This is a genomic window from Rhodococcus sp. T9N (genome assembly GCF_024436645.1).
GTDB classification, from domain to species: domain Bacteria; phylum Actinomycetota; class Actinomycetes; order Mycobacteriales; family Mycobacteriaceae; genus Rhodococcus_F; species Rhodococcus_F qingshengii.
Genome location: NZ_JAMSKS010000031.1, coordinates 39,539 through 60,133, shown reverse-complemented (window position 1 = coordinate 60,133; position 20,595 = coordinate 39,539). Strand labels below are relative to the sequence as shown.

Annotated in this window: 20 protein-coding genes; 11 read left to right on the top strand and 9 right to left on the bottom strand. The window is 63.3% G+C overall.

Annotated features, from left to right (window positions below; genetic code table 11):
- Nucleotides 1-171: 171 nt before the first annotated feature.
- Both greA and M1L53_RS31045 read right to left on the bottom strand, forming a co-directional pair.
- On the bottom strand, nt 172-666 hold the full coding sequence (gene greA, locus M1L53_RS31050) for a transcription elongation factor GreA (RefSeq protein WP_007726385.1): 495 nt from the start codon (nt 664-666) through the stop codon (nt 172-174).
- Nucleotides 667-893: 227 nt separating this feature from the next.
- Nucleotides 894-1,319 (bottom strand): DUF4307 domain-containing protein, encoded by a 426-nt coding sequence (locus M1L53_RS31045; protein ID WP_007726384.1) that lies wholly within the window; start codon nt 1,317-1,319, stop codon nt 894-896.
- Nucleotides 1,320-1,622: 303 nt separating this feature from the next.
- On the opposite strand from M1L53_RS31045, the gene mca reads away from it, so the two are divergent.
- From mca to M1L53_RS31030, 3 genes are read left to right on the top strand one after another with little or no spacing between them, the layout of a single operon-like run.
- On the top strand, nt 1,623-2,501 hold the full coding sequence (gene mca / locus M1L53_RS31040) for a mycothiol conjugate amidase Mca (protein WP_007726383.1): 879 nt from the start codon (nt 1,623-1,625) through the stop codon (nt 2,499-2,501).
- Nucleotides 2,498-2,812: a hypothetical protein gene (locus M1L53_RS31035; RefSeq protein ID WP_007726381.1), complete on the top strand. Its 315-nt coding sequence runs from the start codon at nt 2,498-2,500 to the stop codon at nt 2,810-2,812. Before mca ends, M1L53_RS31035 begins: the two co-directional genes overlap by 4 nt.
- A 19-nt stretch (nt 2,813-2,831) precedes the next feature.
- Nucleotides 2,832-4,859, top strand: coding sequence for a thioredoxin domain-containing protein (locus M1L53_RS31030; RefSeq protein ID WP_054188768.1), 2,028 nt, complete (start codon nt 2,832-2,834; stop codon nt 4,857-4,859).
- Here M1L53_RS31030 and M1L53_RS31025 read toward each other — a convergent pair.
- Nucleotides 4,826-5,494, bottom strand: coding sequence for a hemolysin III family protein (locus M1L53_RS31025; protein WP_003945269.1), 669 nt, complete (start codon nt 5,492-5,494; stop codon nt 4,826-4,828). The two genes, M1L53_RS31030 and M1L53_RS31025, sit on opposite strands and share 34 nt — an antisense overlap.
- A 172-nt stretch (nt 5,495-5,666) precedes the next feature.
- Here M1L53_RS31025 and M1L53_RS31020 point away from each other — a divergent pair, with 172 nt between their 5' ends.
- A complete protein-coding gene (locus tag M1L53_RS31020) occupies nt 5,667-6,434 on the top strand; it encodes an isoprenyl transferase (protein ID WP_003945211.1) in 768 nt (255 codons plus the stop codon).
- Nucleotides 6,435-6,440: 6 nt separating this feature from the next.
- Here M1L53_RS31020 and coaA read toward each other — a convergent pair whose 3' ends face one another.
- Complete coding sequence (coaA, locus tag M1L53_RS31015; RefSeq protein ID WP_054188767.1) at nt 6,441-7,373, bottom strand: type I pantothenate kinase; 933 nt, start codon at nt 7,371-7,373, stop codon at nt 6,441-6,443.
- A gap of 172 nt (nt 7,374-7,545) precedes the next feature.
- Between coaA and M1L53_RS31010 the strand changes: the two genes are divergently transcribed.
- The 5 genes from M1L53_RS31010 (at nt 7,546) to M1L53_RS30990 (ending at nt 14,098) form a co-directional block, all read left to right on the top strand.
- The gene (locus M1L53_RS31010) at nt 7,546-8,742 is read left to right on the top strand and encodes a hypothetical protein (RefSeq protein WP_054188766.1); all 1,197 of its coding nucleotides are present in this window, start codon (nt 7,546-7,548) and stop codon (nt 8,740-8,742) included.
- Nucleotides 8,743-8,818: 76 nt separating this feature from the next.
- Nucleotides 8,819-10,126: a serine hydroxymethyltransferase gene (gene glyA / locus M1L53_RS31005; protein ID WP_003945195.1), complete on the top strand. Its 1,308-nt coding sequence runs from the start codon at nt 8,819-8,821 to the stop codon at nt 10,124-10,126.
- A 152-nt stretch (nt 10,127-10,278) separates the two neighbouring features.
- Nucleotides 10,279-11,712, top strand: coding sequence for an amidase (locus M1L53_RS31000; protein WP_007726369.1), 1,434 nt, complete (start codon nt 10,279-10,281; stop codon nt 11,710-11,712).
- 26 nt (nt 11,713-11,738) lie between these two features.
- Nucleotides 11,739-12,455, top strand: coding sequence for a LuxR family transcriptional regulator (locus M1L53_RS30995; RefSeq protein WP_007726367.1), 717 nt, complete (start codon nt 11,739-11,741; stop codon nt 12,453-12,455).
- A 275-nt stretch (nt 12,456-12,730) separates the two neighbouring features.
- Complete coding sequence (locus M1L53_RS30990) at nt 12,731-14,098, top strand: PhoH family protein (protein WP_007726365.1); 1,368 nt, start codon at nt 12,731-12,733, stop codon at nt 14,096-14,098.
- Nucleotides 14,099-14,158: 60 nt separating this feature from the next.
- Here M1L53_RS30990 and M1L53_RS30985 read toward each other — a convergent pair whose 3' ends face one another.
- From M1L53_RS30985 to M1L53_RS30965, 5 genes are all read right to left on the bottom strand, one after another.
- Nucleotides 14,159-14,563, bottom strand: a complete 405-nt coding sequence (locus M1L53_RS30985) for a carboxymuconolactone decarboxylase family protein (RefSeq protein WP_003945227.1) — start codon at nt 14,561-14,563, stop codon at nt 14,159-14,161.
- Between the two features lie 30 nt (nt 14,564-14,593).
- Complete coding sequence (locus M1L53_RS30980; protein WP_007726363.1) at nt 14,594-15,019, bottom strand: limonene-1,2-epoxide hydrolase family protein; 426 nt, start codon at nt 15,017-15,019, stop codon at nt 14,594-14,596.
- A gap of 17 nt (nt 15,020-15,036) precedes the next feature.
- A complete protein-coding gene (locus tag M1L53_RS30975; RefSeq protein ID WP_054188765.1) occupies nt 15,037-16,650 on the bottom strand; it encodes a serine hydrolase in 1,614 nt (537 codons plus the stop codon).
- A gap of 97 nt (nt 16,651-16,747) precedes the next feature.
- Complete coding sequence (locus M1L53_RS30970; RefSeq protein ID WP_050656893.1) at nt 16,748-18,319, bottom strand: MFS transporter; 1,572 nt, start codon at nt 18,317-18,319, stop codon at nt 16,748-16,750.
- 97 nt (nt 18,320-18,416) lie between these two features.
- The gene (locus M1L53_RS30965) at nt 18,417-18,983 is read right to left on the bottom strand and encodes a TetR/AcrR family transcriptional regulator (RefSeq protein ID WP_003945239.1); all 567 of its coding nucleotides are present in this window, start codon (nt 18,981-18,983) and stop codon (nt 18,417-18,419) included.
- A gap of 340 nt (nt 18,984-19,323) precedes the next feature.
- Between M1L53_RS30965 and M1L53_RS30960 the strand changes: the two genes are divergently transcribed.
- Together M1L53_RS30960 and M1L53_RS30955 are read left to right on the top strand one after the other, a co-directional pair.
- On the top strand, nt 19,324-19,779 hold the full coding sequence (locus M1L53_RS30960; protein WP_054188764.1) for a nitroreductase family deazaflavin-dependent oxidoreductase: 456 nt from the start codon (nt 19,324-19,326) through the stop codon (nt 19,777-19,779).
- A gap of 59 nt (nt 19,780-19,838) precedes the next feature.
- The gene (locus tag M1L53_RS30955) at nt 19,839-20,558 is read left to right on the top strand and encodes an NADPH-dependent F420 reductase (protein ID WP_080909223.1); all 720 of its coding nucleotides are present in this window, start codon (nt 19,839-19,841) and stop codon (nt 20,556-20,558) included.
- The last annotated feature ends 37 nt before the right edge of the window (nt 20,559-20,595 follow it).

The window sequence follows — 20,595 nt, the reverse complement described above, 5'->3', positions numbered from 1 at the left end:
GGGTTTTAGTTTTTGTTTATAAACACACAGCCCCCCCCCCACCCCACACAAGAAACTATAAGAACCCAGGGTGGAAAAAGTCAAACAAACCCCCCCCCCACCACACACCACACCACAACCCCCCCCCCCACCGCGGGGGGGGCCGCTTCTTTTCAGAGCTGGTACAGCCGATCAGCTGTGGTAAGGCTCCGCGCTCAGCAGCGTGACCTTCATGGTGCTGCCGTTGGGCAGGTTGTACTCACGCGTGTCGCCGACCTTGGCTTCGAGCAGCGCGCCGCCCAGCGGTGAGTTCGGCGAGTAGACCTCGAGCTTGGCGTCACGTGCGCCTTCTTCGCGGGTAGCGATCAGGAACGTCTCGGTGTCACTCTCGTCGCCGTCGTAGTAGACCTTGACTACGGATCCGGGCAGTGCGACACCGGACTGAGTGGGGGCCTCGCCGACCTTTGCGCTGTTCAGCAGCTCCTGGAGCTGGCGAATGCGGGCTTCCTGCTGACCCTGCTCTTCGCGGGCAGCGTGGTAGCCGCCGTTCTCCTTCAGGTCGCCCTCTTCGCGACGCTCGTTGATCTCGGCGGCGATGACCGGGCGATTGGCGATGAGCTGGTCGAGTTCGTTCTTGAGCCTGTCATGTGATTCCTGGGTAAGCCAGGTCACCTGGGTCTCGGTCATCTCGATCACTCCCTAGTAGTCGGAGCCGGGGGCTCCCTCGACGATCGCTGCAACAGCAGCGAACAACGACACAGAAGCACCACCAGGGATGCAACCTTGCCGTCAAACCTTGCGTCAATGCAGCAATACACGGTTCCACCCGGAACCGTGTATCGGGCAATTCTATCACGCATGACTACCCGCCCTGTCCGGCGTCAAACGTCCGGCAGGGTGGGTGCGTTCCGAGGTCAGCTCTTGGTCAGGTACTCCGGAACGTCGAAGCTGCAGCCGTAGACGTCGGCCATGCCTGGCGGCTGGGACGTCTTGACCTCGGTGTTGAACTCGAGGGTCTGATGTTCCGACGACGGGACGTAGACCTCACGTCGACCGGTTTCGGAGCCGTCCTTCGAGCGTGCGCGCACGATGCACATCGCTTCACGCGACGAGTCGTCGCGTGTGACGGTGAAACGGATCTTCACCGTGGAGTCGTTGGCGATGTCGAACGAGATGGTCTCGGTCTCGATTTCCTTGACCGCAAATTTTCCGTACGCGTAGTACGCGATTCCGCCGCCTACGACGATGACGAGAGCGGTCAGAGCCCACACCATCCACTTGCGGGGACTGCCCGTGCGAGTTGTGCTCGGGTACCGATCTTGGGGAAGCGGTTTGCTCATCACTCTGCTCTCGAAGACTCGAGTTCGCGTGTCGTGCAGCAACTGACTGTGTCCCGCCGGATTACCGAAGGGGTCACGGCTGCGCCAGGAACTCTCGGGTGGAACTATAGAGGACGTATCCCGTCGCGCCGTCGGTAGGTTTGTCGGCAGTCGGTACGTTTGACGGCAACGGCCCGGAGTAATCCGAGCGGTGCACAGCGTGTGATTCGAAGACTGCCGGTGACGGCTACAGGTGAACTGCCGGTGACGGCTACAGGTGAACTGCCGGCAACGGCTACAGGTGAAGTTGAGGTGAACGAACACGTGAGCGGATTCCGGCTCATGGCCGTCCATGCCCATCCCGACGACGAGTCGAGCAAGGGTGCGGCCACCACCGCCCGTTATGCAGCCGAAGGCCACGAAGTGATGGTCCTGACGCTCACCGGGGGTGAGCGTGGCGACATTCTCAACCCGGCCATGGACGTTCCCGGTGTCCGCGATCGAATCAGCGAAGTTCGCCAGGAGGAGATGGCCGAGGCCGCTCGCATCCTGGGCGTGAAGCAGCGCTGGCTCGGTTTCGTCGATTCCGGGCTTCCCGAGGGCGACCCTCTTCCGCCGCTGCCCGAAGGGTGCTTCGCCCTCGTTCCGCTCGAAGAGTCGACGCGCGCTCTGGTCAAGGTGATTCGCGAGTTCCGTCCCCACGTCGTCACGACGTACGACGAGAACGGCGGATACCCGCACCCGGATCACATCCGGTGCCACGAGGTGACGATGGCAGCCTACGAAGCCGCCGCCGATCCCGAGTACTTCCCCGAGGACGGTCAGCCGTGGGAAATCAAGAAGGTCTACTACTCGCACGGATTCATCCGTAAGCGCCTCGAACTCTTCCAGGAGGAGTACGAGCGTCGCGGAGAGCCGTTCCCGATGGCGGACTGGCTCAAGAAGTGGAAGACCGAACGCGGCGACATGATGGTCCGGGTGACCACTCAGGTCACGTGCGGCGACTACTTTCCCCAGCGTGACGATGCTCTGCGCGCACACGCGACGCAGATCGATCCCAACGGTTCGTTCTTCGCTGTGCCGCTCGACATTCAGCAGAAGATCTGGCCCACCGAGGAATTCGAGCTCGCCAAGACGCGGGTCACCACGTCCATTCCGGAAACCGACCTGTTCGCAGGTCTCGAAGAGGACGCTCAGAAGTGAATGCTCTGTCCGCCGAGGTAGTTCTCGGCACCACACAATTTCTTGCTCAGACCCCGAGTAACCCATCCGGCCCGGAGTTCGGAAAGTCGTCTCCGGTCGGCCTGCTGGTGATTCTTGCGCTGCTCATCGGTGTGATCCTCCTGGTTCGGTCGATGAACCGCCAGCTCAAGAAGCTGCCGGAGACGTTCGAACCGGATCATCCCGAACTCGATCAGCAGGCAGACGAAGGCACCGACCGGGGAGCTATCACTGCTCCGAGCCCGGCGGAACCCAACGTCTCTACCGAGAAGAAGCCCAAGCAAGAATCCTGAGACGAACGAGGTAGCGGCGATGGACCCACGGATGCGGAACAACCTGGGTGGGTCCTCGAGCCCTTACCTGCGTCAGCACGCCGACAATCCGGTCCACTGGCAACAGTGGGGCGAAGAAGCGATGGAGTGGGCGCGCGAGCGCAACGTGCCGATCCTCCTCTCGATCGGATACTCGGCGTGCCACTGGTGCCACGTCATGGCGCACGAGTCGTTCGAGAACGACGAGATCGCGGCCGTCATGAACGCGAACTTCGTCTGTGTGAAGGTGGACCGAGAAGAACGTCCCGACATCGACGCCGTCTACATGAATGCGACGGTTGCGATGACCGGCCAGGGCGGCTGGCCCATGACCTGTTTCCTGACTCCCGACGGTTCACCGTTCTACTGCGGCACGTACTACCCGCCGACGCCTCGCGGCGGAATGCCTTCGTTCACACAGCTTCTCGAAGCGATAGCCGACACCTTCACGAATCGGCGCGACGAGGTCGACAACGCGGCACAGTCGATCGTCACGGAACTTCAGCGCGCGTCGGGCGGGATTCCGTACGGCGGAGCACCCATCGACGCCGAGCTGCTGAACGCGGCGGGTCGGTCGATCCTCGGCGACGAGGACGTCCCGCGCGGGGGATTCGGTGGGGCACCGAAGTTTCCACCGTCGGCACTACTGGAGGGGCTGCTCCGACAGTACGAGCGAACGGGTTCGGGCGAGATCCTCGGCGGCATCGAGCGCACCGCCGAAGCAATGGCACGTGGCGGGATCTACGACCAGTTGGGTGGCGGTTTCTCGCGGTACTCGGTCGATGCCGAGTGGGTGGTTCCGCACTTCGAGAAGATGCTCTACGACAATGCGCTGCTCCTGCGGTTCTACGCGCACTGGGCGCGGCGCACCGGATCGGACCTCGCCACTCGCGTCACCGAGGAGACCGCAAGGTTCCTGCTCTCCGATCTGCTGACCGAGAACGGTTGCTTCGCTTCGGCTCTCGATGCCGACACCGACGGCGTCGAAGGCCTCACGTACGTATGGACGCCGACGCAGCTGGTCGAGGTACTCGGCGCGGAGGACGGGCAGTGGGCGTCGGAGTTGTTCCGGGTCACCGATACCGGAACCTTCGAAGAGGGTGCGTCGGTACTGCAGTTGCTCCGTGACCCCGACGACTGGTCGCGCTGGCAGACGATCTCCGACGCTCTACGCGCCGTCCGGGCTCAGCGTCCACAGCCCGGCCGCGACGACAAGGTGGTGACGGCCTGGAACGGGCTGACCGTCACGGCCTTGACGGAAGCCGGACTTGCCCTGGACCGACCCGACTGGATCACCGCGGCGGCCGAGTGCGCAGGCGCTCTTCTCGACCTTCACCTGGTGGACGGTCACTTGCGTCGCGCTTCCCTCGGCGGGGCTGTCGGCGCCCCGACGGGCGTGCTCGAGGATTACGCAATGTTGGCCACCGGCCTCCTGGCTCTATACCAGGCAACGGGATTGGCGCGGTGGCTCGATGCGGCGCAGCAGTTGCTCGACGTCACTGTCGACCACTTCGCTGATCCGTCCGAGCCGGGAAGCTGGTTCGACACGGCCGATTTCGCGGAGTCGCTCGTGACTCGGCCCCGAGACCCGTTGGACGGCGCGACGCCGTCCGGTGCGTCGAGCGTCGCGGAGGCTCTGTTGACCGCAGCGGCGTTGACCGATGCCGAGCGCTCTTCTCGTTACGCCCAGGCCGCGGCGGACGCGCTGGCGAGGGCCACGCTGCCGCTCGAGCGTGCGCCTCGGTCGGCGGGGCACTGGCTCGCGGTGGCGGAAGCGTCGTTGCGTGGTCCGATACAGGTGGCCGTCGTCGGGGAAGGTTCGCTGTTGGCCGATGCCCGGCGGCTTGCCCCGGGTGGTGCAGTGGTTGTCGGCGGAGCGCCGGATTCTTCACCGCTGCTTGCAGATCGACCCCTCGTCGACGGAGGTGAAGCCGCGTACATCTGTCGGGGATTCGTGTGTGATCGGCCGGTGACGACGGTGGTGGAACTGGCGAGTCAGTTGAACACGACGAGCCATACCGCGATGTAGTGGCAGATCGCTGCGACGACCGTCGCGGCGTGGAAGAACTCGTGATGCCCGAACGTCGTGGGCCACGGGTTTGGCCATTTCGTCGCGTACAGAATTGCGCCGACGCTGTAGAAGATTCCGCCGACGAGCAGCAGCACCATAGGCGCCACACCGACCTGGTGCGTCAGTTCACCGACCACGGGAACGATCGCCCAACCGAGGAGCAGGTAGAGCGGGACTCCCACCCATTTCGGGGCGGTGGGCCAGAGCATCTTGAGTGCGACGCCGGCGAGCGCGCCTGCCCACACGATCGCGAGGATGATCTTGCCGGTGTGAGTCGGGAGGCCGAGCATGGCGAACGGTGTGTAGCTGCCGGCGATGAAGAGAAAGATCATCGAATGGTCCGCACGCTTCATCCACGTACGGCCCTTGACCGTCTGCCACTGGATGCGGTGATACGTCGCACTGATGCCGAAGAGGCCGCAGATCGTGACGCTGTAGATCGCGGTTGCCCAAGCCGCTTTGGCGCCGACCTGAGCGCCGGCTACGGAGACGAGAACGATGCCTGCGACGACGGAGACACCGAGCGCCCACAGATGGATCCAACCGCGCATGCGTGGTTTGACCGGAAGCTCGTCGAGCCCGAATGCCGTCATGTGCAACCCCTCTCGTTCCGTACTGTTGCGAACCGCGTAACCTACGGTACCGTAGGTTACGCATCAGTAGCATAACCTACCTGCGGGTTTTCCACGCGTACAAAAACCGTGACGGCGCTCGCATGTGCCTGTCACTGCCGGGCGTAGTCTTTGACACCATGGTGATGTCACGGTGAATCTGCGCGGACTGCTGTACAGCATCTACGAGCGACGACTCCTCAGTCATCTCGACGGTCTCGCGCACCCACGGCACGTAGCCGTGATGTGTGACGGAAATCGGCGATGGGCTCGCGAGAACGGCTTCACCGATGTCAGTCACGGGCACCGCATGGGCGCGCTCAAAATTGCCGAATTGCTCGAGTGGTGCGACGCCGCCGGAATCGAGATGGCAACCATCTACCTGCTCTCGACCGAGAACCTGCGCCGCGAGCCGGAAGAGCTCGACACCCTCCTCGAAATCATCACCGACGTCGTCGAAGAGATCTCCGGGCCCGGCAAGAACTGGAGTGTGCAGATCGTCGGGGCTCTCGATCTTCTGCCTCCCGAGCAGTCCAGGCGCTTGCGGGAAGCGGCGGCGGGGACGAGCGGCCGAACCGGGACACATGTCAACGTCGCGATCGGATACGGCGGGCGTCAGGAGATCGCCGACGCCGTCCAATCGCTCCTGCGCGACAAGATCGGTGCGGGCCTGAGCGGAGACGAACTGATCCAGGCCGTCACGGTCGACGGCATCGACGGGCATCTGTACACGTCGGGACAGCCCGATCCGGATCTGGTGATCCGCACCTCCGGGGAGCAGCGGCTCTCCGGATTCCTGTTGTGGCAGAGCGCCTATTCGGAGATCTGGTTCACCGAGGCGTACTGGCCCGAGTTCCGTCGAGTCGACTTTCTTCGAGCATTGCGCGATTACGCGGCGCGCCACCGCCGGTTCGGTGCCTGAGCCGTCTCAGAGCTTGCGCAGCCGCAGCCGGTTGATCGTGTGATCGGCGTCCTTGCGCAGCACCAGGGTTGCGCGGGGGCGGGTGGGGAGAATGTTCTCCACCAGGTTCGGGTGGTTGATCGAGTTCCAGATCTCCTTCGCCGCGATGGTCGCGTCACGGTCGGAGAGGCCGGAGTAGTGGTGAAAGTGGGCGTTCGGATCGGCGAACGACGTGTTGCGTAGCGCGAGGAACCGCTGGATGTACCAGGCTTCGATGTCCTCGATGCGGGCGTCGACGTAGATCGAGAAGTCGAACAGATCGGAGACCATCAGACGCGGGCCGGTCTGCAGGACGTTGAGGCCCTCGATGATGAGGATGTCGGGCTGGCGGATCAGGTGGTACTGGCCCGGGATGATGTCGTACGACGTATGCGAATAGACCGGCGCCGCTACCTCTTCCGCCCCGGACTTGACTTCGGTGACGAAGCGCAACAGCTTGCGGCGATCGTAGCTTTCGGGAAAACCCTTGCGGTGCATGATGCCCCGACGCTGGAGTTCCTTGGTCGGATAGAGGAATCCGTCCGTGGTGACGAGGTCGACGCGCGGATGGTGATCCCAGCGGGCCAGGAGAGCTTGCAGCACACGAGCAGTCGTGGATTTTCCGACCGCGACCGAACCGGCGACGCCGATGACGAAGGGCACCTGACGGTCGGGATGCTTCTCGCCGAGGAAGGTCGCGGTGGCCGCGAACAGTCGTTGGCGTGCCGCTACCTGTAGGTGGATCAGACGTGCGAGGGGGAGATAAACCTCGGCAACTTCTTCGAGATCGATCTGCTCGCCGAGACCACGCAAGCCGTACAACTCGTCCTCGGTCAACACCAGTGGCGTCGACTTACGCAGTGTCCGCCACTGCTTGCGGTCGAACTCGACGTAGGGACTCGATTCGTTGGTGCGCGCCATCAGCCCAGCTCACCGGCACGTAGTGAACCCGGGGCCCGGCGGACGAAACAGCTATGCGAGCAAGCCAGGCGCGTGTGCGCACGATCCGAGTGCATAGTCGGATTGTGCTCGGTGCCACGTCCGGGACTTTCGCCGGGTGGCATTCCGGAGCGAGCGACTAGGCTCGGTGGTTATGGATCCAGACACACTTGTTCGCCAATACCTGCTGCTCGGACTGGGTTTCGACCGTCTCGAAGACGGGTTCGTCGACGCGTTCACCGGTGACCCGGTGCTGCGTAAGCAGATCGAGAGCGCCCCGAAGCCCGATCCGCGTGAACTTGCCCGCACGGCACGTGAATTGCGGGGCGAGTTGGCCGGAAGTGGTCTGAATGCCGAACGCTCCCACTTCGTCGACGTACACCTTCGCGCCCTGGAATGCTCCGGGCGCAAGTTCGCGGGTGAGGACATCGGCTTCGTGGACGAGGTCGAGGCGTACTTCGACGTCCGAATCGAGAAGGGAAACGAGGACGCCTACAGCGACGCTCACCGGTTGATGGGTGAAGTTCTGCCCGGTCCGGGACCGCTGGCGCAGCGGGTGCAGGCCCATCGCAAGGACGACGAGATCCCCGCGGCGAAACTGAACGAGTGCGTCGAGGCAATGTCGAGTGCGCTGCGCGATCTGGTCCGCGGCACGTTCGGGCTTCCCGCGTCGGAAACCGTCGAATACGAAGTGGTGGGGGACAAGCCGTGGTCCGGCTTCAACTACTACCTCGGTGACTACCGCTCCAAGGTTGCGATCAATTCGGATCTGCCGCAGTTCATGGCCAACCTGCCGCGGCTGATCGCGCACGAGTCCTACCCCGGCCATCACACCGAGCATTGCCGTAAGGAAGCCGGTCTGGTCGGTTCGGGCCAGCTCGAGCAGACACTGTTCCTGGTCAACACGCCGCAGTGCATCATGGCCGAAGGCCTCGCGGATTTGGCGCTGGAAGCGATTGTCGGCCCGGACTGGGGTTTGTGGGCGCAGGACATCTACGCCGACCTCGGCTTGTCTTTCGACGGGGAAAAGGCGCAACGGCTCTCCGCCGCGTCGGGGCAACTGCTGAGTGTCCGGCAGGATGCGGCGCTGATGTTGCACGACGAGGGGCGCAGCCTCGACGACGTGGCGCTGTTCCTCGAACGGTGGTCGCTGTCGACGCCGGAACGCGCTCGCCAATCGCTCAAGTTCCTGTCTTCGCCGCTGTGGCGGGCATACACCAGCACGTATGTCGAGGGATACCGGCTGCTCGGGGGCTGGCTGGACGAGGTGCCGGTGGGCGCGGAGCGCACCGAACGCTTCCGCAGGCTGCTCGACGAGCCGCTGGTCCCCAGCTCTCTGCGTGCTGCCTAGTGCCGGGTGGAGACGGCGGGAGCGAACTTCGTAGACTGGACGCATTCGTTTCCGCATCCAGCTTGGAGATTCCTCGATGACCGCTGTGCCCGGCTCCGACGTCAACTCTGCATCACTCGCCGAACTCGACCCCGAAGTCGCCGAGGCGATGGCTGGTGAATTGGCTCGTCAGCGCGACACGCTCGAGATGATCGCGTCGGAGAACTTCGTTCCCCGCTCGGTTCTGCAGGCTCAGGGCAGCGTCCTGACCAACAAGTACGCCGAGGGCTACCCGGGGCGTCGTTACTACGGCGGTTGCGAGCACGTCGACGTCATCGAGGATCTGGCGCGCAACCGTGCGAAGGAACTCTTCGGTGCAGAGTTCGCGAACGTTCAGCCGCACTCGGGCGCACAGGCCAACGCTGCTGTTCTGATGGCACTGATGAACCCGGGTGAGAAGCTGCTCGGCCTCGACCTTGCACACGGCGGTCACCTCACGCACGGCATGAAGCTCAACTTCTCCGGCAAGTTGTACGACGTCGCGTCCTACGGCGTCAGCAAGGAAGATCACCGCATCGACATGGACGAGGTGCGCTCGATCGCCCTCGCCGAGAAGCCGAAGGTCATCGTTGCCGGCTGGTCCGCGTACCCGCGTCAGCAGGACTTCGCGGCGTTCCGTGCGATCGCCGACGAGGTCGGGGCGTACCTGTGGGTGGACATGGCTCACTTCGCCGGACTGGTTGCGGCAGGCCTGCACCCGTCGCCCGTCCCGTACGCAGACGTCGTCTCCTCGACCGTCCACAAGACCCTCGGTGGTCCGCGTTCGGGCCTGATCCTGGCGAAGAAAGAGTGGGCCAAGAAGCTCAACTCCGCTGTCTTCCCCGGTCAGCAGGGTGGACCGCTCATGCACGCCATCGCGGCCAAGGCAGTCACCTTCAAGATCGCTGCCGGTGAAGAGTTCAAGGATCGTCAGGCACGCACCCTTTCCGGTGCGCGCATCCTTGCCGAGCGTCTGGGCAACAAGGACGTCGCAGACCAGGGCATCAGCGTCCTGACCGGCGGCACTGACGTCCACCTCGTGCTCGTGGACCTGCGTAACTCGCAGCTCGACGGCCAGCAGGGTGAGGACCTTCTGCACGAAATCGGCATCACGGTCAACCGCAACGCTGTTCCGTTCGATCCCCGCCCGCCGATGACCACCTCCGGTCTGCGTATCGGTACCGCAGCGTTGGCCACTCGCGGATTCGGCGATGCCGAGTTCACCGAGGTCGCCGACATCATCGGTACCGCTCTGGCCGGCAACGCGGATCTGCCGGCGCTGCGTGCGCGCGTCGCCAAGCTCGCCCTCGACCTTCCGCTGTACGACGGTCTCGAGAACTGGGGCCTGCTCAGCAAGAACGTCTAGGTATTCCTTCACCGACGGCCCGGTCCCTTTCGAGGGGCCGGGCCGCTGGTTTTTTGCCAGTCGCGGATTGTGGCATCGGTCACATGACCGATGGTGGCCGAGTTCGGCGCTTCCTAGCCTGAGAGCATCACCCCTCCGGCGAAGGAAACCCCATGACCGAACAGAATCTGCATTGGCTCTCCGCTACCGAGATGGCGGCGTCGGTCGCGTCGAACAGTCTCTCGCCCAACGAGATTGCCGAAGCGATGATCCAGCGCGTCGACGCCGTCAATCCGTCGATCAACGCGATAGTGCAGTTCGATCGCGAGCAGGTGACGCGCGATGCGGCCGAACTCTCACGGCAACAGGAAGCGGGCGAGAAACTCGGCCCGCTGCACGGCGTTCCGTTCACGATCAAAGATCTGACGGCAGTCGACGGGCTGCCGACCACGTTCGGGATGAAGCCGATGGCCGACAACATCGCGACGGGAAATGCCGTCGTCGTGGACAGGCTGCGAGGCGCCGGCGGACTGTTCCTGGGAAAGACGAACACTCCCGAAAGTGGTTACTACGGTGGCACGGACAACCACCTGTACGGGCCGACGCACAACCCGTGGAAGCTCGGCAACAGCGCGGGCGGGTCCAGTGGCGGTGCGTCGGCTGCCGTGGCTGCAGGCCTCGGGCCACTCGCCGAGGGCAGTGACGGCGCGGGATCGGTGCGTATCCCGTCGGCGCTCTGCGGGGTCGTCGGGTTGAAGCCGACCACCGGCGTCATCCCGCAGACCATCCTGGCCGGGCGCTTCTACAACTGGGCGTATCACGGTCCGATCACCCGGACTGTTGCCGACAACGCGCTGATGCTCGACATCATGGCCGGGCCGGACAATGCGGACCCGCTCTCGATCGAGCGTGCCGAGACCTCGTACGTCGAAGCCTCGAAGGGCGACGTGAAGGGCCTTCGCGTGGCGTGGTCGACGAATCTCGGTCTCGGCCATGTTGATCCGGAGGTGCTGGCGGTGTGTCTCGACGCGTTGTCGGCATTCGAGGAATTGGGTGCCCGGATCACCGAGGCGACCCCGCAGTGGGGAAATCCGTCGGAGTCGATGTGGAACGGCATCTGGGTTCCCGGTTTCGCTTCCGAATACGACTTGCTCGACTGGGAGAACCAGCGCGGCGAGGTCGACGACAACCTGATCGAGATCATGCACGAGGCCGAGCGGCTCACCGGTGTCGACGTCGGGCGGGCCGACGCATTCCGCGGCGTCATGTGGGACACGTGGACCGCGTTCATGAACGACTACGACGTGTTGGTCTCGCCGACCTTGGCTTCGGCCACGTTCCCGCTCAGTCAGTTCGCGCCGTCGTGGCTCGAAGGTGCGTCGTTGCGTGAGCAGTTGCTCGATTGGCTCTTCACCTACCCGTACAACATGCTCAACAACCCCGCGATCACCGTGCCGGCCGGATTCACCGCCGACGGTCGACCGGTGGGGCTGCAGATCGCCGCACGCCACCGCCAGGACGCACTGGTCCTGCGGACTGCCGCGAACTTCGAAGCGGTGCGTCCGTGGGCGGACAGGAAGCCGGCCGGTTCACTGGTGGTGGCCTAGCTCACACGATTGGCTAGATTGGTGTGATGACGTCTGTACTGCCTGATCGCGGCGCTGGACCTGACATGTTCGCGCCGCGATCGCCGGCGGCCGGGGCATACGGCATTCTCGGCCTGTGCGCCGAAGAACTCCGCGCACGTGGACTCGCGTACTCGGCTGCGGCGGTCACGTACCGGGACCCGTCGAGCGGACGGCATCGGGCTCTGGCGAGTTCCGGATACGACGCCAGGGTGCTCGAGTTCCTGCTCGACGACTTCGTCGCCGATCGCAATCTCTTCGGCATCATTCGCGAGGCTTCGGGCGTGCCCGTGTTCTGGCAGGACGTGCCACGATTCGAGCAGGTCGAGATGGTTACCGATGTTCTGCGGCCGTCCGGGTACGCCGAGGGTGCCTCGGTCGCATTGGGGTTCTCCGGCCGTGAGGTGACCGGATTGCTGCACATGAGCTTCGCGGATTCCGGCGTCGTCGATCGCGTACGGGAGGTGGTGGCGGCGTCCAGCGCAGCCTGCTCGCGCGTCGTGGGGGACCAGGTGGCGCTCGATCGTGTCCATCTGAGCCCACGGGAGATTCAAGTACTGCAATTGGTGGCCAGGGGCGCGGGCAATGTCGAGATCGCCGAGGAGTTGTTCGTCAGCCGTCGCACCGTCGCCACCCATCTCGAGAACATCTTCGTCAAGACCGGAACCAATTCGCGGGTTCAGGCAGCGGTGCGCGCCGCCAAGTGGGGTCTGATCGAGTCCTGAGTGACGCCGAATCACACGAGTGGCATTTTGTTACCTGGCGTTCACCAGATGTGCGGCTCGTTCCGTGGCGCGAGTGTCCGATCCGCAGTACCGTCGGCAGTAACGAGTAACCAGAAGTTACTTGTGCGGGAGGTTCTGATCGTGACTGAAACACTCAGTACGAGAGGGCCGGCGCCCGGCCCTTGTTTCAGCTGACACAGCGTCACCTGACACCAGAGCCGTCCGGCCCAGCGAGCTGAGTTTGCGCGGGTGCCGCGCAGACCTAGGAGCCCAACGTGACTGCATCACGCTCCGTCTCTGCCCACTCGGCCCGGGCTGATCAATCAGCCGGGAATCATTCGGGAGATGCACTTCGCACGTACGTCTTGGATACCTCGGTACTACTGTCCGATCCATGGGCTGTCACTCGATTCGCCGAACACCACGTGGTACTCCCACTGGTCGTGATCAGTGAACTCGAAGGCAAACGGCACCACCACGAACTGGGATGGTTCGCCCGAGAATCGCTCCGCATGCTCGACGATCTACGGATCGAATACAGCCGCCTCGACCGTCCGGTGCCGATCGGCACCGAGAACGGGACACTGCAGGTCGAACTCAATCACACCGACCCTGCGGTCCTGCCCGTCGGATTCCGCACGGACAGTAACGATTCGAGGATTCTGGCGTGTGCGCTGAATCTTGCTGCGGAGGGCAAGGATGTGGTCCTCGTCAGCAAGGACATTCCGCTTCGTGTGAAGGCAGGCGCGGTGGGACTACCTGCCGACGAGTACCACGCTCACGACGTCGTGCCCTCCGGATGGACGGGCATGACTGAGCTGGACGTCGCCTCGACGGACATCGACGAGCTGTTCAACGAGGGTTTCCTGGACCTCGACGAAGCGCGAGATCTGCCGTGTCACACGGGTCTTCGCCTGCTCGGTGGTTCGTCGAGCGCCCTCGGTCGGGTGACTCCCGACAAGCGCATCCAGTTGGTGCGCGGTGAGCGCGAGGCGTTCGGGTTGCACGGCCGCTCCGCCGAGCAGCGCATTGCGCTCGATCTCCTCATGGACGAGAGCATCGGCATCATCTCTCTCGGTGGTAAGGCGGGCACCGGTAAGTCGGCCTTGGCTCTGACGGCAGGTCTTGAAGCGGTTCTCGAGCGCCGCACTCAGCGCAAGGTTGTCGTCTTCCGTCCGTTGTATGCCGTTGGCGGACAAGAACTCGGCTACCTTCCCGGTAGTGAGAGCGAGAAGATGGGCCCGTGGGCTCAGGCCGTTTTCGACACTCTCGACGGGTTGGCCTCGCCAGAGGTTCTCGAGGAGGTTCTCGCCCGCGGAATGCTGGAAGTGTTGCCGCTGACGCATATTCGCGGTCGGTCGCTGCACGATTCGTTCGTGATCGTCGACGAAGCGCAGTCGCTCGAACGAAATGTTCTGCTGACAGTGCTTTCTCGTCTGGGAACCGGCTCGCGAGTGGTCCTCACGCACGACGTCGCGCAGCGTGACAACCTGCGAGTGGGCAGGCACGACGGAGTTGCGGCCGTCATCGAGAAGCTCAAGGGGCACCCGCTTTTTGCGCACATCACACTCACGCGCAGTGAGCGTTCGCCGATCGCCGAGTTGGTGACCGACATGCTCGAGGAGTTCGGCCCCACTTCCTGAGAAGTGATCTCCCCGTGCGGACTTCGGTCTGCACGGGGAGATGCCTGGGTTTGAAGTTGTTCAGTTTTGCAGCGGTCCCAGTTCGTTGTCGAGAACTTCCTGCACCACACGCATCGCCGCCAGTCCGGCCGGAGCGCCGCAATACGCGCTCGCGTGGATCACGGTTTCGACGATCTCGGTGCGCGTCAAGCCGTTTCGCAATGCCCCACGTACGTGGCCTTTGAGTTCGTTCTCGGCGCGCAGCGCGATCAGCATCCCCAGATTGATCAGACTGCGACTGCGGCGATCGAGTCCGGGACGCGTCCATACCGAACCCCAGACGTTGGCCGTCACGAAGTTCTGCAGTTCTTCGCTGTCCGTTCCCCGGGTGCGCTCGAAGGCGGCGTCGACGAAATCGGCCCCCATGACTTCGGTGCGCACAGCCAATCCGGCGTCGAAGGAGTCAGGCGTGGTGTTTTCGGACATGGCAGGTTCGCTCGCTTTCGGCAGGTGATTTCAGGCCGGAGCAAGCCTACTTCGTGTCCCGGTCCCGACGACTGCGCGGCCGACCGCGGTCACCACGCCCCACGCGACGTCTCGCAGACTGAAGTAGTCCCGCCAGACGCAGACCTTGCCGTCGCGCAGTTCGAAAGTTCCGCATACCCAGAACTCGATGCGCAGCGGTCCGACGGTGAGGATGTCGGTGCGTTCGGTGAGCACCGTGGACTCGTCGCCGACGATGTGGTGCATCTCCGCCTCGAATTTCAGTGAAGGCTTGGTGACCAGACGAAGCGCTCGCACGACGGTCTTCTTGCCTCGCAGGGTGGGGAGCGAGACGTTCTGCCAGACGATGTCGTCTGTCATCAATTCGGCTGCGGCGTCCACGTCGAAATCGGTGAGGGCCGCGAACATTGCGTTCACCGTGGCTGTCGAACTACTCATGGGGTGTCCTTGGCTGATTATTCGGCCGGTGTTGCCCGGATGAAGGTACCGAGATGATCGTGATCGAAGTACTCCAAGGTTAGCGAGTTTCCGTCGAAGGTGGCCTTCGAGACCGTCCCGGCCGGTGCGTTCTCGCCGCTGAGCGGGAACGTGAAGGTGTTTCCGTCCCAGTGGGTCAGAGGGTACGTCGCGGCCGCGGGACCCATGGTCAAGGTCAGCGCACCGTTCTGCTGCGTCACGAGCGCGGGACCCCAGTACGGATTGCCGTAGTCGCCGGTCAATTGGTCTGTCGGTGGCGCGGGAGCGGGGGAGGCCGGCGGCGTCTTCCCGGCAAGTTCGCCCTCAGGGTCGGCTTGTGAGGCAAAGGACGCTTCGTACAGCGGGCGCCACTCGCGGGTGATCTTCCCGAACTGCACCAGATCGGCGAATTCGGCGGTCAAGGTCTCTGCGACGCCGGTGGGCGTGCCGTTGGTCAGAACGACTATGCCGACGTCAGCGGAGGGAATCGTCACGAAATTGGTCCCGGCACCGAGCAGGAAGGCGCCGGAGTGGCTGGCGGTCACACGGCCTGCCGCGCTGTCGGAAACGTTGAACCCGTAGCCGTAGAAGCCGGAGCGTTCCCCGATTTCCTGCGCATGGCGCGAGACGATTTCCGGGTTGACTGCGGGCACGAGCGCCTCCGTCTGAACGACCTGCTGCCCCTGATACCGACCGCCAGACAGCACCATGTCCAACCACTTGGCCATGTCGTTCACCGAGGAGCTGACTCCACCGGCGGGGGATTGGGCGTCGGCGTCCCGAACCGGCCCTACCTTGTACTTTCCGTCTTCGAGGATGTGGCCGACTGTTCGATTTTCTCGGGCTTGGTAATCGGCGAACCGCGAAGACGTCGAAGTCATACCGAGCGGACCGTAGATCGTGTTCTGCGACAGCGTTTCCCAATCGGTGCCCGCCGCGGCTGCAACGGCCTCTGCACCGGCTGTGACGCCGAAGTTCGTGTACTCGTATGTGATTCGGAATGGATTGAGCGGTAGTTGGCGAAGTTTTTCGAGTACCTGAGCCCGGTTGTAGCCCAGGTCCTCCAGCCCGTCGCCGGCGTGGTCCGGTAACCCCGACCGATGCGTGTAGAGATCGGAGATCGTGAGGTGGTCGGTCACCCACGGATCGGCAAGCGCAAACCCCGGCAGTTTCGAGATCACCGGAGTGTCCCAGTCGACGGTCCCGATTCCGACTTCGTGGGCGACCACCGTGGCCCCGACCGATTTCGACACCGATGCCAGTTGGAACACGGTGTCGGCATCGACGGTGGCGCTCTTACCCAACTCGCGAACCCCGAATCCCTTCGCGTACACAGTCTTACCTCCGTGCACCACGGCCACCGCCATGCCGGGAACACCGGAACTTGCCAAGAGGTCGTTCGCGAGGCCGTCGAGCTTCCCGACCGCGTCGTCGATTTGCCCGTCCGGGATCGGCACCCCGGCGTCGAGACCCGGGCTGGCGTCGCTGACGACCGGCCCGGGCGCCGAGGTGGTGTCTGAATCGGACGAGCATCCGGCGAGCAGGGCGACCGTCAGTACTACCGGAACCGCCGCTGCCGACAGTCGCGAGCTGTTTCTACTGGTGATGGACACGAGATTCTCCCTAGCAGGGTTGTCGTCGGTACCACTCGGTCAATCCAGTATCGGGGAACGGCGGGCTGATATTGGGACAAATCGGGAAACCTTGTAGCTACTTCGGGGTCTTGGTTGTCAGACTGCCGAGAATGGAGCCTTCCGTGACCGGCTTCCAAGGGAGCAACAACGCGACCAGCAGAGCGGTGATCAATGCTGCTCCGACCGTGAAGTACGACGCGATGGCGAAGCCTTCCAGGCATGCGGTCTTCATCGTGTAGATCAGACTGTCCTTCTGCTGCTCGAAGAGCGGACTGATGTCGCGGGAGCGGATTTCGATGACGCTGAGCACGGACTCACGAGCGAAGCCTTTCTCCTGCGCCGACATCACGGCGTCGGGAATGGCGTCGACGATCGGAGCCACCTTGGACGTGTAGTACGAGGCGACGATCGAACCGATGACGGCGACGCCCAGGGTCCCGCCGAGCTCACGCGTCGTGTCGTTGACTGCCGAACCTGCCCCCGCTTCGTCGAGGGGCACCGAGGACATGATGGAGTCGGTCGCCGGTCCCTGGACAATTGCGAGGCCCAGACCCATGAGGACCATCGAGATCACGACGGGTCCGAGGTAGGGCGTCTCGACGGTCGTCCGACCCGCCAGGTACATCCCGCCGCTGAGTACCAGGAGGCCGAACACCATCACTGCAGTCGTGCCGAGTTTCTGTGCCGCCAAGGTGGCGACTGGGGCGCCCACGGCGACAGCTGCAGCGAAAGGCAAAGAGTGGATGCCGAATTCGAGCGGCGAGTACTCCCGAACGCCCTGGAAGTACTGCGTGATCAGGAACAAGAATCCGAACATGCTGAAGTAGCTGACAGCAATAGCCAAGGCGGGGAAAGAAAACCGCCGGATTCGGAAGAGATTCATGTTCAGGATCGGCGCGTCGGTGCGCAGTTCCCATGCGACGAATGCGGCCAACAACACTGTCGCAGAGAGGTATCCCGTGATGCTGAATGTCGACACCCATCCGCGATGTGGTGCGTCGATGATGGTCCACACCAGAATGACGATGCCCAGTAGCGACAAGATTGTTCCGACGAAATCGAATCGGCCGACGTGGAGCGCCTTCGATTCCGGAACAACCAGCAGCACACCCACGATGACCAACAATGCTGCCGGAACATTCATCCAGAACACCGAGTGCCAGGAGAAGTGCTCGAGAAGCCAGCCGCCCGCAGTCGGGCCGATGGCAATCGCGAAGCCGGCCATTGCGGTCCAGGCCGCGATGGCGATGGCTCGTTCTCTGGCGTCGGTGAAGATGTTGGTGATCATGGCCAACGTAGCCGGAAAGACAGCTGCGGCAAAGACACCCATGGCGGCTCGCGCCATGATCACCTGTTCGAGGTTGGAAGCCAAGGCGCCGACGAGCGACATCGCACCGACGCCGATCAAGCCGATGATCATCACTCGGCGGCGTCCGAAGCGGTCACCCAGGTGGCCGAAAGTGAGTAGGAACCCGGCGAAGGTCAACGTGTACGCGTCGACGATCCACTGCAGGTCGCTGACGCTGGCGAACAAGTCGACGCTCATCGTCGGCAGTGCGACGTTGACCACTGTGTTGTCCAGCACGACAAGGAGTTCGGCGAGGCAGATGAAGATCAGCGCAGTGAATCGACGGGACTTGGTCATCATGGGCGCCGAGGGCGCCGGTGCAAGTGTGTGAGACATGTTTGTACGCCATCTCTGCTCCTGCGCGGACGGCAGCAGCGGTTGGAAGAAAGAGGGTTGGTCAGCTCGGGGCCGAGACCAGAGCCTTGAGGTGAGCGCCGATGCGATCGAGAGGCGCCGTGGTGTGCTGAGCTTTTGCCATCAGCGTCGCGCCTTCGATTGACGCGATCACGACGGTTGCCCACTGTGCTGCAGTCTCGGACGGCTGTCCCTGCTGCCAGAAGAACGATGTGAGAAGCGATTCCCACGAGGTGAAGGATTCGCCCGCAGCAGTTAATGCCGCCGGCGTCGACGCGCCCTCCACTGCCGCGGCTGCGACCGGACAGGAGGAGGTGAAATCGCTCTCTACCAAGCTGTTTCGAAATATCGTGACAACCGCGTCGATGATCTCCGGTGGGGAAGACTGAGCGATCATCGAACTGATGGCGGCACTGACGCCCCGGCCGAAGTAGGCAACTGCTTCGCCGGCCAGCTGTCCTTTGCCCTCGGGAAAGTAGTGGTACACCGACCCGCGGGGAGCTCCCGAGCGTTCGACGATCTCGGTGAGCGAGGTCGTCGCGATCCCGTGTTCACGGAAGGCATTGATGGCGCCGACCAGCATCAGAGTGCGGGAATCGGAGTCGGCCATCCCGCCATCGTATGCAATCGCAGTGCTGTTCGAATCATCTGGTGCCGCTGATTCTCTTGGTACTCCCCACTTGCGACGCGCTGCGGCGATCGGACAACGCGTCTGCGGGCCGGTCATGGCAACGAGGCGTCTCGAGGTGTGTTCATCACTGCCTCCCAGTATGTCGATCGGTATAGGAACGAATCTGAGACTAGATGTAACCGACAGACACAGTCAAGTGTTGTGTGCAGGTGGTGGGTATCGACGGAGATTCTTGGTGGCAAGACTCCTCGAACAGTGCTTATATCGTGCGGTATAAAGCTGTTGCTTCGAGCACCAGCTTCGGAGGAGAGGAAACGACATGCCGGTACCGACGTCAGTTGCACGAAAACGAAGAATCGAAGTCGCAGTCGGGAAGTATTTCGCCAATCCGCTGGTCACCGGATTGAATCGGATCGGTTTGATGCCGTCGTTGATGACCGAGATCGAGACGGTTGGACGCCGAACCGGTCTGACCCGCCGAGTGCCCGTTGCGATCACCTACGACGGTGACGAGGCGTGGGTCATTGCGCAGCATGGCACCGGCACGGGGTGGGGTGCCAATATCTCTGCGATGCCGAAGGTTCGGATCCGTCGCCGCGGCGAGTGGGTGGACGGACAGGCCCAGATCATGCCGGACGACGACGTGCCGGCGCGGGTGAAGACATTTGCGTCGGGGAAGATCAGATCGGCGCTGACGGCCTCTGCCTTTCGCGGATTGCAGACCGACCCGGTCAGTGTTCGCATCAAACTCGCACTCGATTCGTCAACCGATTGAATCAACGGGAGTTGAAATGGCCGGTGCGGAATGACCCGGTGCGTTCTCGTCGTTGACGAATGCAGCGGTGGCGCGATCGCCACTCCACACGACGAAGGAGCAGGATCATGCGCATCGGAATCATCGGAGCCGGTCAGATCGGTGGCACGCTCACACGTAGGCTCGCTGCGCTCGGTCACGACGTGCGCGTCTCGAACTCGCGGACACCGGACACGCTTGCAGAACTGGAAGCCGAGACGGGTGCGAAGGCAGTCCGCAGCACCGAGGCCGCCGAGGGTGCCGAGCTGGTCATCGTGAGCATTCCGCAGAAGAACGTGGTTGATCTACCGGCGGGGATTCTCAGCGGTGCGGTCGCAGGTGCCCCGGTCATCGAAACCAACAACTATTACCCGCAACAGCGTGACGGTCTGATCGCCGCCATCGAGGACGGACAGACCGAAAGCGGATGGGTGCAGGAACACCTGGGTGTACCGGTGTTCAAGGCGTTCAACGGAATCTGGTGGAAGCATCTCCTCGAGAAGGGGCTTCCCGAAGGTGCAGAGGGGCGCATTGCGCTACCCATCGCCGGCGACGACGACGCGAACAAGCAGGTCGTCTTCGATCTGATCAATCAGTTGGGCTTCGATCCCGTCGATGCGGGAACGATCGACGATTCCTGGCGTCAGCAGCCGGGAACTCCCGTGTACGGCAAGGATTTCGATCGCGAAGCGACGCTGAAAGCATTGGCCGAGGCGAGCCCCGATCGCACCGACGAGTGGCGGGCAACCACTACGGTGTAGGGAAAAGTGTGGCGGTTTCCGAAGTGGAAACCGCCAC

Excerpts from the sequence above, each read along its gene's own strand:
- greA (WP_007726385.1), bottom strand. The coding sequence starts at position 666 with ATGACCGAGACCCAGGTGACCTGGCTTACCCAGGAATCACATGACAGG.
- M1L53_RS31045 (WP_007726384.1), bottom strand. The coding sequence starts at position 1,319 with ATGAGCAAACCGCTTCCCCAAGATCGGTACCCGAGCACAACTCGCACG.
- M1L53_RS31030 (WP_054188768.1), top strand. The coding sequence starts at position 2,832 with ATGGACCCACGGATGCGGAACAACCTGGGTGGGTCCTCGAGCCCTTAC.
- M1L53_RS31025 (WP_003945269.1), bottom strand. The coding sequence starts at position 5,494 with ATGACGGCATTCGGGCTCGACGAGCTTCCGGTCAAACCACGCATGCGC.
- coaA (WP_054188767.1), bottom strand. The coding sequence starts at position 7,373 with ATGGCGCGCACCAACGAATCGAGTCCCTACGTCGAGTTCGACCGCAAG.
- M1L53_RS31010 (WP_054188766.1), top strand. The coding sequence starts at position 7,546 with ATGGATCCAGACACACTTGTTCGCCAATACCTGCTGCTCGGACTGGGT.
- glyA (WP_003945195.1), top strand. The coding sequence starts at position 8,819 with ATGACCGCTGTGCCCGGCTCCGACGTCAACTCTGCATCACTCGCCGAA.
- M1L53_RS31000 (WP_007726369.1), top strand. The coding sequence starts at position 10,279 with ATGACCGAACAGAATCTGCATTGGCTCTCCGCTACCGAGATGGCGGCG.
- M1L53_RS30995 (WP_007726367.1), top strand. The coding sequence starts at position 11,739 with ATGACGTCTGTACTGCCTGATCGCGGCGCTGGACCTGACATGTTCGCG.
- M1L53_RS30985 (WP_003945227.1), bottom strand. The coding sequence starts at position 14,563 with ATGTCCGAAAACACCACGCCTGACTCCTTCGACGCCGGATTGGCTGTG.
- M1L53_RS30980 (WP_007726363.1), bottom strand. The coding sequence starts at position 15,019 with ATGAGTAGTTCGACAGCCACGGTGAACGCAATGTTCGCGGCCCTCACC.
- M1L53_RS30970 (WP_050656893.1), bottom strand. The coding sequence starts at position 18,319 with ATGATGACCAAGTCCCGTCGATTCACTGCGCTGATCTTCATCTGCCTC.
- M1L53_RS30965 (WP_003945239.1), bottom strand. The coding sequence starts at position 18,983 with ATGGCCGACTCCGATTCCCGCACTCTGATGCTGGTCGGCGCCATCAAT.
- M1L53_RS30960 (WP_054188764.1), top strand. The coding sequence starts at position 19,324 with ATGCCGGTACCGACGTCAGTTGCACGAAAACGAAGAATCGAAGTCGCA.
- M1L53_RS30955 (WP_080909223.1), top strand. The coding sequence starts at position 19,839 with ATGCAGCGGTGGCGCGATCGCCACTCCACACGACGAAGGAGCAGGATC.